At 39.8% G+C, this 18327-nt stretch carries 16 protein-coding genes and 1 pseudogene; 11 read left to right on the top strand and 6 right to left on the bottom strand.

Going from position 1 to position 18327, the window contains the following annotated elements:
- Window positions 1–41 precede the first annotated feature (41 nt).
- Entirely contained in the window at window positions 42–1436 is a 1395-nt protein-coding gene (locus tag WDC_RS02445; protein ID WP_044010231.1) for a flavocytochrome c, read from the top strand.
- On the opposite strand, the gene WDC_RS02440 is transcribed toward WDC_RS02445, so the two are convergent.
- From WDC_RS02440 to WDC_RS02425, 4 genes are all read right to left on the bottom strand, one after another.
- Complete coding sequence (locus tag WDC_RS02440; RefSeq protein WP_044010230.1) at window positions 1437–2660, bottom strand: MFS transporter; 1224 nt, start codon at window positions 2658–2660, stop codon at window positions 1437–1439.
- 120 nt (window positions 2661–2780) lie between these two features.
- On the bottom strand, window positions 2781–3464 hold the full coding sequence (locus tag WDC_RS02435) for a GTP pyrophosphokinase (protein WP_052497767.1): 684 nt from the start codon (window positions 3462–3464) through the stop codon (window positions 2781–2783).
- A gap of 98 nt (window positions 3465–3562) precedes the next feature.
- Window positions 3563–4030: a transcription elongation factor GreA gene (gene greA / locus WDC_RS02430; protein ID WP_044010229.1), complete on the bottom strand. Its 468-nt coding sequence runs from the start codon at window positions 4028–4030 to the stop codon at window positions 3563–3565.
- A gap of 75 nt (window positions 4031–4105) precedes the next feature.
- Window positions 4106–5386: a glycoside hydrolase family 28 protein gene (locus WDC_RS02425; RefSeq protein WP_044010228.1), complete on the bottom strand. Its 1281-nt coding sequence runs from the start codon at window positions 5384–5386 to the stop codon at window positions 4106–4108.
- A 151-nt stretch (window positions 5387–5537) separates the two neighbouring features.
- On the opposite strand from WDC_RS02425, the gene WDC_RS02420 reads away from it, so the two are divergent.
- The 8 genes from WDC_RS02420 (at window position 5538) to WDC_RS02385 (ending at window position 15377) form a co-directional block, all read left to right on the top strand.
- A complete protein-coding gene (locus tag WDC_RS02420; RefSeq protein WP_044010227.1) occupies window positions 5538–6542 on the top strand; it encodes a LacI family DNA-binding transcriptional regulator in 1005 nt (334 codons plus the stop codon).
- A gap of 20 nt (window positions 6543–6562) precedes the next feature.
- Window positions 6563–7420: a sugar phosphate isomerase/epimerase family protein gene (locus WDC_RS02415; protein WP_044010226.1), complete on the top strand. Its 858-nt coding sequence runs from the start codon at window positions 6563–6565 to the stop codon at window positions 7418–7420.
- Window positions 7421–7708: 288 nt separating this feature from the next.
- Complete coding sequence (locus WDC_RS02410; protein WP_225349609.1) at window positions 7709–9202, top strand: MFS transporter; 1494 nt, start codon at window positions 7709–7711, stop codon at window positions 9200–9202.
- Between the two features lie 33 nt (window positions 9203–9235).
- Complete coding sequence (locus tag WDC_RS02405; protein ID WP_044010224.1) at window positions 9236–10360, top strand: glycoside hydrolase family 88/105 protein; 1125 nt, start codon at window positions 9236–9238, stop codon at window positions 10358–10360.
- Window positions 10361–10417: 57 nt separating this feature from the next.
- Window positions 10418–11977 (top strand): tagaturonate epimerase family protein, encoded by a 1560-nt coding sequence (locus tag WDC_RS02400; protein ID WP_044010223.1) that lies wholly within the window; start codon window positions 10418–10420, stop codon window positions 11975–11977.
- Window positions 11978–12143: 166 nt separating this feature from the next.
- Window positions 12144–13589, top strand: a complete 1446-nt coding sequence (uxaC, locus tag WDC_RS02395; RefSeq protein WP_044010222.1) for a glucuronate isomerase — start codon at window positions 12144–12146, stop codon at window positions 13587–13589.
- Between the two features lie 136 nt (window positions 13590–13725).
- Window positions 13726–14559, top strand: coding sequence for an aldo/keto reductase (locus WDC_RS02390; protein ID WP_044010221.1), 834 nt, complete (start codon window positions 13726–13728; stop codon window positions 14557–14559).
- Between the two features lie 62 nt (window positions 14560–14621).
- Window positions 14622–15377: an IclR family transcriptional regulator gene (locus WDC_RS02385; RefSeq protein ID WP_052497766.1), complete on the top strand. Its 756-nt coding sequence runs from the start codon at window positions 14622–14624 to the stop codon at window positions 15375–15377.
- 115 nt (window positions 15378–15492) lie between these two features.
- Here WDC_RS02385 and WDC_RS02380 read toward each other — a convergent pair whose 3' ends face one another.
- Together WDC_RS02380 and WDC_RS02375 are read right to left on the bottom strand one after the other, a co-directional pair.
- Window positions 15493–16233, bottom strand: a complete 741-nt coding sequence (locus WDC_RS02380; RefSeq protein ID WP_044010219.1) for a sugar phosphate isomerase/epimerase family protein — start codon at window positions 16231–16233, stop codon at window positions 15493–15495.
- Between the two features lie 296 nt (window positions 16234–16529).
- Window positions 16530–16805, bottom strand: a complete 276-nt coding sequence (locus WDC_RS02375; RefSeq protein ID WP_044010218.1) for a hypothetical protein — start codon at window positions 16803–16805, stop codon at window positions 16530–16532.
- A gap of 313 nt (window positions 16806–17118) precedes the next feature.
- Here WDC_RS02375 and kduI point away from each other — a divergent pair, with 313 nt between their 5' ends.
- Window positions 17119–17964 carry a 5-dehydro-4-deoxy-D-glucuronate isomerase gene (kduI, locus tag WDC_RS02370; RefSeq protein ID WP_044010217.1) on the top strand — a complete coding sequence of 282 codons (846 nt, stop codon included), beginning with the start codon at window positions 17119–17121 and terminating at the stop codon, window positions 17962–17964.
- A 22-nt stretch (window positions 17965–17986) separates the two neighbouring features.
- Window positions 17987–18327, top strand: a pseudogene (locus WDC_RS02365) (SDR family NAD(P)-dependent oxidoreductase); the annotation flags it as partial.

Genomic DNA, 18327 nt, shown 5'->3' with positions numbered 1-18327 from the left:
GGTTAGTGACAATCTAATACGAATAAGCGAGGAGATTAATGATGGCAGAGACCTTTCAATTTCAAGCAAATAAAATTTCAGAACTAGGTGATAACTACGATGTAATTATCATCGGTTCAGGTGCAGCTGGTCTAACCAGCGCCGTGCAGGCAGCTGAGTTAGGATTAAAACCAGTTATCTTAGAAAAAATGCCTAAAATAGGTGGGAATAGTACGCGAGCTTCTTCTGGAATGAACGCTGCAGAAACATTGCCTCAGTTGCAGCACCATATTGTCGATAGTATGGACGAGTTTTATGCTGACACTTTTGTTGGCGGTGGTCGGCAAAATGATCCACAATTATTGCGCTATTTTACCGATCACAGTGCGCTGGCGATTGAATGGCTAGCCCATCATGACATTAAGCTGGACGATGTTACTATTACCGGTGGAATGCAGATTAAACGAACCCACCGGCCGAGTTCAATGCAGCCAATTGGTGGCTTCTTAGTGACACAACTATTAAAACAGGTGGCACAACGTAAAATCCCACTATTTACTGGTGTTCAAGTCACTGAACTAATCAAAAAAGAACCCGCTCAAATTATGGGGGTTCAGGCGCAGATCGAAAATAAACGGCTCACAATTAATGCAAAGGCCGTTATATTGGCAACTGGCGGTTTTGGTGCTAATGCACAGTTGATCGCACAGTATCAACCTGATCTAAAAAAATATCCCACCACCAATCAGGCTGGAGCGACTGGGGATGGAATTCAGTTAGGAACTGCCATTGGGGCACAAACTGTTTCGATGGATCAAATTCAAGTTCACCCGACAGTTGCACAAGTTAACGACCACGCATATTTGATTGGTGAGGCTGTTCGTGGTGAAGGGGCCATTTTAATAAATCAAGCTGGCCGGCGATTTGTCAATGAGCTCGATACCCGCAAAAACGTGACCGCCGCCATTGAGAAATTGCATGAAGGTGGAGCTTACCTACTATTTAATCAAGCTATTCGTGATCGTGCGAAGGCAATAGAGTTTTATGCCAGCATTGGTTTGGTAGAAACCGGGGATGAAATTGACCAGTTAGCTACTAAAATTAAGATCGACCAAGCTGCTTTGAAGCAGACAGTTGCCGACTGGAACGGGGCTGTGAGCGAGCAGTTAGATTCACAATTTGGCCGGACAACGGGGATGGAACGTGCACTGACTAATGGACCATATTACGCGATTCATATTTCGCCAGCGGTGCACTACACGATGGGCGGCTTAAAAATTAATTCGCAGACACAGGTGCTCAACGAGCAAAATCAGGTGATTAAGGGGCTCTTTGCGGCCGGAGAAGTAGCTGGCGGATTACATGGGAATAATCGGATTGGTGGCAATTCAATTGCGGAGACGGTTATTTTTGGCCGTCAGGCGGGACAACAGGTATTTCGTTATTTGAACTCATAATTAATGTAATTCGTGTAACTTATCAGTTAAGGTTAATAAACGCCGATTGAAGATTAAATCTAATATGATTAGTAGAATTCCCGTTACAATCAAGATATACTTGATGGTAATTTGATCCGATAATGGGCCGTAAAATAGCATTGCAATGGGATAAATGCCGGTTGATAAAATTTGTAGAATTGAAAAGACGCGTCCCATTCGGTCAGCAGGGACGTTTTCTTGAATTAAGATATTCGATGAAGCCTGAATAATTGGCATGCAAATACCAGAGAAGAACATAAATAAGAGGTAGACCCAGAACGGTTCTGGGATGCCCATCACAGCAAAACTGATTCCCGAACCGATGAAGCCGATAGTAATTAGGTGGATTTTGTTAGGGAGCTTTTTGTGTGTTGTAATATATAAGCTGCCAAGTAATGCACCCATTGTCCAGAGAAGCTCATTTAGCGTTAACCGCCACACACCTGAACCAAATGTCCGTTTGACAAATAAAGTCGATAGTTGCGAAGATGGGGCAACTAAAATAAATGCGCCCATCGTAAACAGCATGAAGTTACGAAGATACTGATGCGAAAAGGTATATTTAATACCGTGCCAAATGCCGGGTAGTACTGCGCTACTTTTGATTGTTTGCTGCTGGGTAGATTGGACGTGTACTAGCACCATTAACACAATCCCAGTGGTGGCGGTAAAGAGGTCGACCACAAAAATGAAAATAATCCCTAGTTTGCCCAAAATGAGACCGCTCAAGATTGGCGAAATTAATAACAACGCAGAACTAATAAACTGGTTTAAGCCATTAATTCGCGATAATTCGATTTTGGGAGTGATTTCTGGCAATAGGGCGTTTCCGGCAGGCGTTTGCACGCCAGAGCCGAGTGAACGAATGGCGGCAATCAGAAGTAACAGCCATAGACTGCGGACTTCAAAAAAGTAAAGTAGCGCGGTGCCAAAGGTAAAGGCAGTGACAAAGGCACTTGATAAAATGATGAGTCGTTTTCGACTATATTGGTCGGCCCAAATTCCGGCCCATAATGAAATCAAGATTTGTGGTAGTGTGGTGGCCATGGTGGCCAACATGATCCAGGTTCCTGATGAAGTTTGGAGGGCAATGTACCATAAAATTGCAAAATAGACTGATGAAGAGCCAAATAAAAAGAAATTTTGAGCGGCTAAAAAATATCCCACACTCTTCTTCCAAGTTGGTTGTACGTTCGAATCCAAATTATGCGATCTCCTTTGCATTGATGTAACGATTTAGATGATTTAAATTATATACTAAAAAGCACTGGATTCCAGAGATTAATCTTATAGAATCCAGTGTTTTTTAAGGGTGGAGATCAGTTATGACAACGCCTGGTGAACTTCTTGCATGTGTTCTTCAATGGTGGCCAATTCGTCTGCGTATGATTTTAAATCTGGGCTGTATTTTGCGACTAACTGAGGATCCGTCTTCGTTTTGTAGCGTAGTTTGTGTTCCAAACTAGCCCACATATCCATGCCCTCAGTTCTAATTTGTACTTCAACCGGAGTGTTTTGGACACCATCAGATTGAAATACCGGTACCGAAACAACCAGATGAAGACTCCGATAACCACTTTCTTTGGGATTTTTGATGTAGTCTTTGCGCCTGAGTAAAGTGACGTCGCTTTGTTGGGTTAATGTTTTTTCAATGTAATAGACATCATTCAGATAGTTAGTCACAACTCGAATTCCCGCAATATCAAAAATATTTTGCTTGATATTAGTGATATTTACTGGCAGCCCCTTATTTTCTACCTTCCGCCTCAAACTTGAAACGTCTTTCATCCGGCTTTCCATGTGATGGATCGGATTGTGGGAGTACTTGAACTGGAATTCACTATCAAGATTATCCAGCTTAGTGCTAATTTCGTTTGAGCCTTCATAGCAGAGATGATAATAATCGGCAAATTCTTTCAGATCGTTAACATCCTGCTGGCCAGAAATACTAGGAAAATTTTCCAATAATTTATTTAGGTTAGGTAAATTGGGACGTGGTGAATTCAAATGGAAGCTCCTTGTAATGAAGTATTTTTTAATAAATTGATGAAATGTTATGCTCTATAATCCGGTGTGTCAAATTGTTTATCTGAAGATATCAATTTTTACATTTCAATCGCGATTATTTTAACCTGATACTCTCCAGTCGGCGCCAAAACTGTGGCAACTGTACCGGCTTTGTGACCTGCTAATGCTTGTCCCAGTGGGGAATCAAATGCTAATTTTTGTTTGGCCAAGTCGGCTTCCTGTTTACCCACCATTTGGTAGGTTGTTTGAGTGTGGTCATCCATAAACTCAATCGTTACCGTCTTGCCAATTTCCACTAGTTGATTATTGCTTGGCGCCACCACTTCGGCGTATTGCAGTTGTTTATTCAAAAAACGCAAGCGACTTTCCACATGACGTAGATCACGTTTGGCAGAGCTGTATTCAGCATTTTCAGATAAATCACCCAGTGCCCGAGCAGCTTGCAATGCTTTTATTTTTGCCGGCCGACTTAGTTTGAGTTGCTCAATTTCAGCTTCGATTTCTTGATAACCGGTCTGCGTCATTTTATTAAAATATGGTTCCATCAAAAAATCTCCCTTACTTAATCAGTCAATATTATAGCATTGACTAAGTGAGCGGAGATTTAATGTTATCTAAATTTATTTGACCTGCAAATTATCATTGGCGAGATTATGTTCAAATAATTCTGTGTTGGCGCCAGTGACAGTTGTATTAGAAATGGAAACATTGGCAGTATTTTCAATAAAAATACCGGATTGACTCAATTTAGGTGCATCTGCAATCATGGCAGGTTCGATTGGGCTGGCGTCTGGATCCATATAAACTTGCAAGGAGTTAATTGATAGATCTTCAACTGGCATTTCAGGCAAGCCGTACACAAACATTGCGGCGGACTTCACGTTTTTGGCAATAATATTACTGAACGTAAAGCGTTTATAAATTGGCGTCCGTGCATCAACTGGATACTTATCCTTGTCCCAAACATATTTTTCTTTGCCAGAAGGGCCACAGAAGTAATATGAATTGATGACAATCGGGCAGAGGGTGTCGGTCATGACAATGTTGGAAACAGCAATATCAGAGACGGTACCGCCACGGCCACGACGCGTTTTCAAGCGAATGCCACGGTCAGTCTGGAAGAAAACACAGTTATTGATGACAACATTTTCAACGTCGCCACTCATTTCACTGCCAATCACCACACCACCATGTCCGTGCTTCATATTGCAATTGGAGATGATGATGTTTTTGCATGGACTCTTTTTTGCCGTTGCTTCCGTACCGGCTTTAATGGCGATACAATCATCACCAACATCAAATAATGAGTTAACAATTCTGATATCAGAACATGATTCGGGGTCAAGCCCATCTGTATTAGGTGAATCAGCGGGGTTATAAACTGAAACACCATCAATGAGAATATTATCACTTTCCATTGGATGCAAGGTCCAGCTAGGAGAGTTATGGAAAGTTAAATTTTTAATGGTAATATTGCTGCTGTGTTCAATCGAAACCAAATATGGACGGGGATATTCAATTTTTTCGCTTTTGAATAATTTCCACCAAAAGGCACCGTTTCCTTCTACCATACCTTTACCTGTGAGAGTGACGTTTTGGATATCATTACCATACAAACAGGCACGATAGACATCACGTTTGGCGCCTTCCCACCGTGAGTTAACCACGGGGTAAGCAGCAACATCATTAATAAATGATAATGTCGCGCCAGCGTCGATTTGTAAAGTTAAATTGCTGCATAGCTTCAGCGAGCCGGTTAAATATTCGCCGGGAGATAAAATTAAGGTACCGCCACCCAACTGATCAATGTTAGCGATAACTTTATTTAAAGATTTAGAGTTATCTGTTTTTCCGTCGCCAATCACTTGGTAGTTGGTTGCTAAAAAAATATGATTATTCATTTGCTTTCCTCCTATGAAAACGTTAACATTACCTTTAAATTAACTAACTTTAGATTAAAAGTCAATGATATTTTAAAATAAGTTAGCAAAAATGGTGTAGTGAATGTATGATAGGAATTATAAAAATAAACAGAATGCGGAGGACATCAAATTGGTTACGATCAAGGACGTAGCAAGACTTGCCGGAGTATCCATGACAACCGTTTCACGAGCATTTAATGAAAAGGCGATTATTAAAGCTGAAACCAGAAAAAATATTCTAGCAATTGCGGATAAAATTGGTTATGTGCCTAATTTTAATGCGCGTGGTTTGGTAACGAAAAAGAAGTTTATTATTGGGGTCTTTTTTTCGAGTTTACATGACGGAACATCAACCAGTTTTTTTTCTGCGGCAATTGGCAGTTTATATGATGCATTGCCCGATAATTATTTGCTATCGATTAATGATATCAAGCGAGTTAATAGTTTTGAACAGCTGGTGCAGAATCGAGTTGATGGCGTGCTAGTGGTCAGTCAATCTGATGATGATGACGAGTTTATTTATCAGGTGAAGTCTAGTGGCATTCCACTCGTGGTGATTAATCGATACATCAGTGACCGCGAAATCTGCAACATTGCTAGCGATGATTTTGCTGGGCTCAAAGACGGTGTGGACTACATTGCTAGCAGGGGACATAAACGTATTGGTATGATCGAAGGGATCGCAGGCTTCACTTCTTCAGTGCAACGCCGCCAAGGATTTGATCAGAGTGTGATTTCTAATAATCTAACCCCGGTTGAAGCGGCGATCAAGATTGGTGATTATAGTTCCAAAACTGGTCAAGAAAAGATGGCTGAAATTCTTGCTTTACCTAAAGAACAACAACCAACATGCGTTGTTTGTGGTAATGATGATACAGCGATTGGGGCGTTGCGGGCCTGCTATTTAAATGGGGTGAAAGTACCCGATGACATTTCATTAATTGGATTTGATGACATTTTTTATTCAAGTGTTAGCATTCCATCCCTGACCACGATTAGAAAACCAATTGGCCAAATGGCTGGATTGGGAATTAAAGATTTAATTGCGATCATCAACGGTGAAAAAGTTGATATTGCCAACCGGGTTAAAATTCAACCACAATTGGTTGTACGAGAATCGGTTGCCAAATTATAGACAGACTGGAGATAATATTGATGAACCTAAGACTAGGATTGAGATCACATGACGTTAGTGAACACAGTTTGACTCATTTGTTAGCAGTACTAAAACAATATGGACTGACTAATGTCCAATTTGCGCCGTTTAAGTTTTTACCGGGTGATTTTGTTAATCAAACTAACATGTTGACGCCGGGCTTGATGACCGCAATCCAAGATAAATTTGTGGCTGCCAATGCCCATATTTCTGTGTTAGGCTGTTACGTCAATATTGTCGATAATGATGTTGAACAACGGCAGCGCAATGTGAATAGTTTTAAGGATAGTTTGGCATTAGCACGCTACGTTGGCGGTCCAATAGTGGCCACTGAAACGGGCAGCCTCAGTGACAACGGGTACACCGAAGCTAATTTTACCGAAACGGCCTATCAACGGGTCCTGGCTTCGGTCAAACAAATGGCGTACTACGCTGAAAAATATGGGGCCATCATGGCAATTGAGGCTGGTATTAATCATCCGATCTATAATAATCAAATTCAAAAACGATTGCTGGATGAAGTGGACAGTCCCAATGTTAAAATTATTTATGATTTAACTAATATTCTGACGCCGGAGAATTTAAATGATCAAGGTGCTATTTTAGCTGAGGCTGAGAAATTATTTAAAGACGATATCTTTGAGTTTCATATTAAGGATTTTGTGTTTGACCATGGTGAAAAAAAGACAGTGCCATTCGGCGAAGGCGTGCTCGATGCTGAGCGATATATTAAGTTTATTAGTAAACTGAAACCGTATAGTGATTGTATTTTGGAGGGACTGAAGGAAGATCGGTTGGAACAATCACTTAACTTTATTAATCAAATTGATGATGGCAGTAACTATCAAATCCATTAATTGACCAATCGACAAGCGTGCAACAAAATGTTGTGCGTTTTTTTATGTTTACATTAACATTATTAAAAAAATGAAAATTGTGAAATCGGCTACAAAAATCATACAAAACAGGCTAGCATCGAGACAAAGACCTAATTTAAAAATAGTAAAATTGTGAAAAAAGTTCTAAAAAATATTGAAAACGCTAACATTTTATGATAGTGTGTACTTATTGATGATGTTAGCGCTAACATTTAAACTTTTCAAACTACTTGTAATTGAGTAGCTATAAATTAGGAGATGATTTTTTTGGACGCGAAACCACGTAAAATTACGCTGTTGACACGAATTGCTTATGGTAGTGGTAATCTATTAGGATCTGGTGCGCTTGCTATTTCCGGATCATGGCTATTATTCTTCTTCACAACTTTTTGTGGATTGCCAGTTTTTCAAGCTTCATTGATTTTCTCAATTGCTACGTACTTAGACGTTATTATCAATCCAATTATGGGATTTGTGACTGATAACTTTAACAATAATCGTTTAGGTCGGAAATTTGGTCGTCGTTTCTTCATTATGATTGGTATTCCTTTGATGCTCCTATATCCAGCAATGTGGATCACAGGAATTAATTTCTTCTACTATCTATTTACTTATGAAGCATTCGAAATCACATATACTTTGGTTATGATTCCTTATGAAACATTGGCCGTTGAAATGACGGATGACTTCAACGAACGAACATATATTACAGGTTACAAAGCGATGTTTGGTAAGGTGGCCAACTTTATTGCTGCTGCATTACCAGGTGTTTTCTTTACATTACTTGGCAAGAATTCACCATATTCATTCTTAGCAACCGGTGTTACTTACATGGTCGTTATGATGTTGGCACTAACATTACTTTACTTTAACTCGTGGGAAAAACCAGTTTCTGAAGTTAAGAGTGAACACGTTGCTGGTTTATGGCAGAACATTAAAAAATTGTTTGTTGATATTTTCTCAACATTACGTAACAGAACTTTCAGATGGCATTTAGGAATGTATCTATTCGGGTTCGGTGCTGAATGGTTGATGACCGCTACGTTTACGTACTTTATCGTCTTTGCACTACAACGTCCCGCAACCTTCGTTTCTGAATTAAACAGTTTAAGCAGTATTTTGCAACTTGTTTCAACTGCCGTATTCATGATTATCTGTGCTAAAAAAGGATTCTCAAAACCATTTGCTGGTGCATTAGGTGTCGTTATCATGTCAGTGATTGCTTATGGTTTGGTTTATGTCCTTCATGCTCCAGACCAAACAATGTTAATCGTTGCTATCACCGTCGTCTTTGGTCTTAGTACCGGTGGTGTTTACTACATCCCTTGGACTACTTATACATTTATGGCTGACATTGATGAAGTTATTACCAACCGTCGTCGTGAAGGTATTTACTCCGGTGCGATGACTATGGCCGGTAAACTAATCCGTGCCACAATCGTCTTTATCTTAGGAATTGTTTTGACATGGCTCGGTTTCAAGGAAGGCGCTACAGTTCAATCAGCACCTGCCGTTGATGCGATCGTTGGTGTCTTGGTATTTGGTGTCTGTGGCTTGGCTATCTTAGGTATGTTATCAGCATTCATGATGAAGTTGGATCACAAAACACATAAAATTGTTTTGGATGAATTGGACCGAATTCATGGTGGCGGTAGCATGGATGATGTTACTCCCGAAACTAAGAAAACCCTTGAACAATTAACTGGCTTTAAGTATGAAAATTGCTTCGGTCACAATAACGTGGGCTATCAGGGTAAATAATCGTTTTGTCTTTGAATTGGAGTGTTAATAAATATGTATACGAAATATGGAGATGTTAATACTGATTGGGCCGATTTGGGCGCCCAAACAATGGTGAAACGTGAACCGGATATGAATCCTAAGCACAAGTGGGAATACGAAGATGGCTTGATGCTTAACGGGATGTACTCGATTTACCAAGTAACCAAAAAACGAGAATATCTGCACTACATTAAACACAATATTGATCTATTTGTTGATGGGCAAGGGAACATCGCTAACTATAATTATGATGAATTCAACTTAGACCATGTTAATAATGGAAAGTCATTGTTGGACCTATATGAAGAAACAAAGGATCAACGTTATAAGATCGCGGCAGATAAACTGTACGACCAATTGTTAAACCAACCAAAAACTAAGGATGGTGTCTTTTGGCATAAAAACATCTATCCTAATCAAGTTTGGTTAGATGGGTTGTACATGGGTTCAGTTTTCTATGCTCGTTATCAGCATACGTTTGGCATTATCGATCACCTAGAAGATGCTGTCCATCAGTTTTTGGGTGCCTATGATGTCACCGTGGATGAGAAGACTGGCTTATGTTATCACGCCTATGATGAAAGTCGTGAAATGTACTGGGCCGATCAAGAAACGGGGCATTCACGTCATTTCTGGTTGCGTTCACTGGGTTGGTTTATCATGTCGATGGTGGATGTGCAAGAATATTTACCAGACTCAATTGACGGTAAACAGCAGATTAATAAGAATTTAAATTCATTATTAGACGCAGTTCAAAAAGTAGCCGATCCAGCAACTAATTTATGGTACCAGATCCCCGATGAGGGCGACCGTCCGATGAACTATTTAGAGTCTTCAGGTAGCTTAATGATCTTGACTGCAATCGCAAAGGCGATTAGGATGGGTTACGTTAACAAAGATAAGTGGACACCAATTTTGAACAAAGGCTATAAGAACGCTATTGAACAGTTCATCTCGGTCACTAACGCAGGTTATGTTAACGTTAACAAAATTGCGCATGTTGGTGGTCTTGGTGGCGATAGCCATCGTGATGGTAGCTTTGCTTATTATATTAGTGAACCAATCGTTGTTAACGACCATAAAGGCGTGGGTCCATTCTTGTTGCTTAGTGCAGAAATGGCCATGAGAAAGAAGTGACCGATTTATTTTTTAAGCTTTTCCAAGTTCCACAAAAAAATTAAGAGGTGTTATATTTTGAAGTTAGAAGAATTGATAGAAGCAGCACAAAACATTATTGCAAACCCAAGTAATTTCGCGGGTGACGATCAGGGAATCTACGCACCATCGATTCAAGTTGATCGAACTAATGTGTACTTTATCTTACATGAAGATGGTAAAAAGTGTTTAGTGGCATACGAAGACACGAATACAATTGGCGATTTTGATCCGATCGATAGCTTAGATGCTGAAAATGGTAAAACACTAGTTGTGACAGAATTGACGAAAGTTAACAACGATGCAATTAGTCGTCGTTTTCCATGGGTTAAACCCATTTCTCGTCATGGTTACAAGTACACATTTGGCCTTGGAGATCGGTTAGGCTCAGCTTCCAATGCTCATTTGCGCCTATTCAAAGGCCGCGGCATTTTCCCTATCTTGGCACAACAATCAATTCGTGAATTACTTTTGACTGACCGGACTGAATTAGATGTTGTTCAATCAGCATCATGGGCTGTCTTTGAAGAAGGGTACACAGATGGTTGGGGCGCTGATGGCGACCACGTTAAGGAACCTTATGAAGTTGAATATGCTGTTGAAAGTGGCTGCACCATGATTACTTTGGATGCTACCAAGAAGATTCATAATGAGATTGCGGACTTATCTGATGAAGAGTTGGATGCTAAATTCAACGCGTTAGACGACGAGTATGTTAACCGCTTCAACAGTGCTTATCTGGATAAGACATTCAAACTTGGCGAGAATGCTGAAGTTCACTTTAGTAAAAAAGATGTTGAACAATCAGTTTTGATTTTCTTTGATGCCGTTGAATATGCTACTTATATTTACCATCGTTTCATCAAACCATTTAACTTGGACTTTGAAATTTCAATGGATGAAACCATCGTACCAACCACTCCTGGTAACCACTACTTCTTCGCTAATGAGTTGAAGAACAATGGCATTACACCAGAAACTTTAGCTCCTAAGTTCTATGGTGAATTTCAGAAGGCCATTGACTACATTGGTGATCTAGGTCGTTTCGAGAAAGAATACGTGGTTCATGAAGCAATCGCTGAAAACTTTGGCTATCGTTTAAGTATTCACTCTGGTTCAGATAAACTTTCTGTTTACCCAATCATTGGTCGTCTTTCAAAGAAAAACGGCTGGCATGTTAAGACAGCTGGTACTAACTGGCTAGAAGCATTGCGAGTTATTGCTAAGGAAGATCCAAAATTGATGCAGGAAATTTACAAATACTCATTTGATAACTTGGCTGATGTTAAACCATTCTACGTCTTCCATGCAGACCAAAGTAACTCACCAAAACCTGAAACAATCAATGATAGCAATGTTATGTCATTGTTGACAGATGATAACCCCCGTCAGATTCTGCATACGATGTATGGCAATGTGTTGAACTATCAAGAAAGCTTTAAGTATGTTTATCGGGACCGCTTCTTTAACCTCCTAAAGAAGTATCAAGATGAATATGATGACTTCTTGAATCGTCACATTGCAGAACATATTGATTTGTTACAGGGCAAGGCTGCTACTAAAGAAGAAGTTAAGGCCAAATATGAACGTAAAAACTAGGCTGTGGTGAAAAAGATAAGTCAGCTTAATTTTGACATATGTTAACGTCACCATATCTTAGCGTACGACTAACTTTACTTTGATCGCCAAGAAAGCGGTCGGGGTAAAGTTAGTTTCGCTTAATCGACTAATTGAAATAACAATCTTGCTAAGGAGCGTGCAATTCATGGCATTACTTGATGATAACTTTTTACTACGAAACGAAATGGCAAAGAAATTATTTAATGATCACGCCAAAAAAATGCCGATCATTGATTTTCACTGTCATTTAAGTCCAGAAGAAATTTATGAAAACAAAAACTATCCTAATATCACCCGTATTTGGATTAACGAAGACCATTATGGTGACCACTACAAGTGGCGTTTGATGCGGGCTAACGGCGTGCCAGAAGAATTAATCACCGGGGATGGCGATGAATACCAGAAGTTTCTAGCCTGGGCGGGCACGATTGAAAAATCTGCTGGCAACCCATTATACGAATGGACGCACTTGGAATTACGCCGTTTCTTTGGTATTAACGATACCTTTACACGACAAACGGCACCTGCCATCTGGGAAAAGGCTAATAAATTGCTCCAAACAGATGCATTTAAGCCCCGTAATTTGATTAAAAATTCAAATGTTAAGGCGGTCTGCACCACGGACGATCCAGCCTCTGATTTGAAGTATCACAAGTTGTTGAAGGCCGAAGAAAAGGAAAGTGGTTTCCGTACTTTGCCCGCAATGCGTCCGGATAAACTGATTCAGTTAGATAAGCCAGGTTATGGTGAATATCTACAAACACTGAGTGAAGTTTCCGGCGTTAATGTGACCGACTTTGCTAGCATGTTAAAGGCTGTGCACCAGCGATTTGAATACTTTAATGAAATGGGCGGTCGATTATCAGACCATTCATTATTAACCTATCATTTTGCTGAAGCGTCTGAGGATGAACTAAATGCGATCATGCAAAAGGCGATTCGTGATGACGAGCTAACAGCGGTTGAAATTGACAAATATTTGACTGGTCTGCTGGAAAATTTGATGAAATTTAACAAGGAACTTGACTGGACAATGCAGTTTCACGTTAATTCAGTGCGGGATCTCAACCGGCCAATGTATCAGCAACTAGGCGTAGATACTGGTTATGATGCGGTTGGTACACAACCAGACATTGCGTTACACTTGCAAAAACTATATACCAAAATGCGTGACACTAACGATGTACCAAAATCGATCTTTTATTCATTGAATCCAAATGATTGGATGGAACTAGCAACGATGATGGGAGCCTTCCAGGAAGGCGGCGTTCAACGGATGCAACTCGGTGCTGGTTGGTGGTTTAATGACACTGCTGAAGGGATGCATGAACAATTGCGGATCTTCGCCCAGGAGAGTCTATTACCAAACTTTGTCGGGATGCTAACTGATTCACGCAGTTTTCTATCATATCCGCGTCACGAGTATTTCCGGCGTGTGTTATGCAATTTCTATGGTGAGTTAGCTGAAGCTGGTCGTGTTCCAGATGATGAAGATTATTTGGGCCAAATTGTTGAAGATATTTCGTACAATAATGCTTATAATTTTTTCGGCTTCTTTAAGGATGCTACGCCGGACGAACTATTTGAATAATTGAATTTACTTTAATTCAGGCTGAACTATGAATAAAGTGGTCTCTGTTGTGGTGACAAAGACCGCTTTATTTGCGTTATGGTTTATAATAGCAATGGTTTGAGCAGTTTACTTTAACGTAAAGGAATGAGAACACATGGATCAACAAATAAAATTAAATGATGGTAATCAGATCCCGGCAATTGGATTTGGTACCGCTCAACTTCGTGGTAATGGTGGGCAGCAGGCAATTACTGCCGCCATTAATAATGGGTATCATTTTTTGGATTCAGCTTTTAATTATGACAACGAAGGTGCCGTGGGAGCAGCTGTCAGGCAATCATCCGTGCCACGAGAACAAATTACAGTGATGTCTAAGTTGCCGGGGCGCTATCATGCATATCAAGATGCACTAAATGCAATTGAAGAATCGTTGTTTCGCATGCAGCTCGACTATTTTGATTTATATTTAATTCATTGGCCTAACCCACAACAGGACCAATATGTATCGGCGTGGCAGGCGTTAATTGAAGCACAAAAACGGGGCGATATTAAGTCAATTGGTGTGTCTAACTTTTTGCCAGAGCATACTATGAGATTAATCAAAGAAACTGATGTGATACCAGCTGTTAATGAAATTCAAGTTTATCCGTACTTTAATAATCAAGCAGGAATTGAATTTGATCAACAACATGCGATTCAAACGATCGGTTGGAGTCCATTAGGCCGTAGTGGCAACATTTACAAGGACCCTGCTTTACTCCAAATTGCCGCCGATGAAAATAAGTCGGTAGCACAAGTTGTTTTACGATGGGAATTGCAACAAGGAGTTATCCCGATTCCACGCTCTCATAGCGCTCACCACCAACTTGAGAATCGAGCTATTTTTGATTTTAAACTGAATCAACAACAGATGGCTAAAATTAGTTCATTATCTCAAATTGATGGTCGCAGTGCAGATCAAAATCCAGCGACCCACGAACAACATTAAATTGGTCTAAATGTTAACTGTGGTAGAATAGATTATTAATTCGTGTTCGTAGGAGGACAATCGTGGAAGGTAAACTATATGGCAGTGTCTTAGTTAAAGCTGCGCAAATTCTTGACGTCCTGGGGGACGGCAAGAGTAAAACGATTCATGAAGTTTCGGCTGCTACGGGGATCAATCCGCCCACTGTTTCAAAAATACTGACGACCCTCGTTTATATTGGTTACGCATCCAAGGCAAGCGAGAGTAAAGAGTATTTTCTGGGCACTAAATTCATCCAATTTAGTAACGTAAAGACGGATATCACTTCGTTAATTGAAATTACGCAGCCATTTTTGGAATTGTTGCAAAGCAAAATCGATGAAACCGTCCATTTTGCGGTGCCCCGTGAAAATGAAGTGGTCTATGTCAATAAAATTGAGCCTAAAAATCAAAATATTTACATGACTTCCAAAATTGGTTTAACCCGGCCATTTTATAGCTCAGGAATTGGTAAGGCCGTTTTGAGTACGTACGATGATGACCGGGTGGCACGCTATTTGGCAACCGCGAAGATGACACCTTTTACAGAGCATACGATTACTGAGCCACAGCAGTTAATGGCTGAAATCAAAAAGATTCGTAAACAAGGCTTCGCAATTGATGATGAAGAACAAGAAAAAGATATGTATTGTGTTGCCACGTACCTGAAACAAGCGTCCATCACAGTTGGTGCACTAAGCGTCAGCTTACCTAAATTTAGAATGACACCGGCTTATCGCGATAAAATTATTAAAGAATTATTGGCGGTGAAGCAAAAAATTGAGGTAGAGCTTAACTAATTTAACGTAAATTATAAATTGGTCTACCCATTTTGATGAGTAATGTGCAAAAAAATAGTGCCCTGGAAAATAATCTGTTAGATTAATTTCTGGGCACTATTTTTATTGATTATGGTTAGTATTTAACTAACAAATCAATGCCATGTTGAATTTCAGCACTAGTAGCTGGATATTCCAAAGCAACTGGGACATTGGTTGGTAAGTGCTTAAGGGTACTTTGCCAGTCAATGACACCCTGGTCTAACGCAACAACACCAGTTTTACCGTTGTCTTGGGTGACGTTTTTAACGTGGATGTAACGGACAAATTGATTGATGCTGGTAGCAACGCTTTGTTCGTCTTCAGCAACAAAACGCCAGTTGCCTAAGTCAAACACAAATTGGATATCTAGATTGTTTTCCTTAGCCGCGTTTAAGAAGTTGAGGATATTTTTGCTAGCACCGTTTTGGCTAGTTTGATCATTTTCAACGTTGAATTGAATGCCTGTGCTCAACACTTTAGCTAGGCCAGCTTTGATGTCGGCAGTGAAGCCGGTGAAGTTACCGATATTCATTTTCAATTCGCTGACACCCATCGTCTTAGCTTCGTCAAAATAGGCTGATAATTCTGGGTTAAGGGAGCCATCATCCGTGAAGATTTTTTCAGGGACACTGTAAAATACTTTTAGCCCTAATTTTTGGTTGATTTGTTTAATTTCGTTGGTTTCGGCAGCGATATCTTTAAAATATTCGCGGCGTACTTCCACTGTCTTAATGTCAAAATCGGCCACTTTTTGTAACATGTCAGGTTGTGACAACCCTGCATTGTGTTCATTATCAAATACTAACGTGTTCAAAACAATTTTACTGATGTCCATAATGAGCCCTCCAAAAGTTTGTTAGTAAAAACACATAAAGAGTAATAGTTTACATAGGGGAAGTCAAGAATTAAAGTAACGGAGAAAGACGGTTAGATGCTGAACATTAATGTAGTAAAATCAATGTCCCCAGGTGCTAGAAACATTGATTTTATTGGGATACGCGCAATAGTCTGTCTTTTGTCGCGTAATTAAACAATAAAAGTTAGTAACAAAAGGTGTCCGGATCAAAAAAACACGAGCGTGCCTAAGGCACAATCGTATTTCACCAAGTTAAAAATTAAAGTATAAAAAATTTATTTTGCACTCGGTCCGAATGTATTTTTTTGTGAGATTAATTCTAAGAATTTACCCATCGATAATTCACTAATGTCTTTGTCCGAATCATTTAAAAAGTTACTTGCTTCAGACTGGTTGAATTGCTCAATCAAGACATACGCTGACAAATATGCAAATAGCTGGTCTTTGGATGCGGACTGCATGTCTGCTTTAGCAACTTCGGGTTTAGCAACTGAATCCATAAAGTGATATGCAAATTTTTCGGGATCAATCCGAATAGTTTTTGAACTCATAGTAGTTACCTCCAATTATTTGGTGCTTAACCTAATGCTACAACTAATTTGCAAATGATCAATTTTGCTGGTTCGTTCACAAGTCATAGGGATAAATTTGCCAAATCTTTTAAAAGACAAAAAATAATTAACTAGTTTTAAAATGAGTAATAACCTTATCAACCCGCACATGACAGCGGTTTACGAAAGCGCTTTATAAAATTAGTTGAAAGTAAGTGCAAGAATACACTTGCATTTTTTGGCAGTAAGCTATATTATTTTGCTGTAAACAGGAAATACAAATTTCCTAATAAGAAATATGGAGGCTTTTGTAATGTCATTCAAAATGGTAACAAAGTATGCTCATAGCCCTAAGGATATTGAGCATTACAGCACGGATCAAATGCGCGAAGAGTTCTTGATGGAAAAGATTTTCAGTTCTGATGATATTCTCTTAACTTACACATACAATGATCGCATGATCTTTGGTGGAGTTACACCAGTTACTAAGTCACTTGAAATTGAACTTGGTAAAGAATTAGGGGTTGAATTCTTCCTACAACGTCGTGAATTAGGATTTATCAACATTGGTGGTAAAGGAACAGTTACAATCGATGGCGACAAACAATCAATCGAACCTCACGATGGTTACTACATCAGCATGGGAACAAAGCACGTTGTGTTTGAATCAGACGATGCTAAGAACCCAGCTAAGTTCTATGTAGTTTCAACACCAGCTCACAAAGCATATCCAAGCAAAAAGTTGTCATACAAAGATGCAATTGCAATGCCAATGGGCGACCAAGCACACATGAACAAGCGGACAATTCACAAGTACATCGATGCTTCAATCATGGACACATGTCAATTACAAATGGGCTACACAGTATTGGAACCAGGTAACTCATGGAACACAATGCCAGCTCATACACATGCTCGCCGGATGGAAACATACCTTTACACTGAATTTGGTTCAGAGGATACACGTGTTTCTCACTTTATGGGTACTCCAGACAACACAAAGCATATCTGGCTCGAACCAGACCAAGCTGTTGTTAACCCAAGTTTCTCCGTACACTGTGGTGTCGGAACAACTAACTACTCATTCATCTGGGCAATGTGTGGTGAAAACCAAACCTATGATGACATGGATGCCGTTGACATGCACGAATTACGTTAATATCCAGTAAAAATAGGAGAAAATAAAATATATGGCACAATCTAAAGAAGAAATTGAACAAATCACAGGAGAGTTGGACCAATTCAAGATGGATTGGTACAGCCTTGATGGTAAAGTTGCCATCATCACTGGTGGTAACACAGGCTTAGGCCAAGGCTACGCAGTTGCGATGGCTGAAGCTGGTGCTGATGTTTTCATTCCAACATTTGGTAAGTAAGGTTGGGATGACACCCGTGCATTAATCGAAAAACGCGATCGTAAAGTTGAATTTATGGACGTTGATTTGACTAAGCCAGGTATCGCTGACGAAGTTGTTGCTAAGGCAATGGAATTATTCGGTCACATTGATATTTTAATCAATAA

Origin of the sequence: Paucilactobacillus wasatchensis, assembly GCF_000876205.1 — a bacterium.
Taxonomy (GTDB): Bacteria; Bacillota; Bacilli; order Lactobacillales; family Lactobacillaceae; genus Paucilactobacillus; species Paucilactobacillus wasatchensis.
The sequence above is the reverse complement of the archived record's forward strand: the minus strand, read 5'-3'. Positions and strand labels throughout refer to the sequence as shown.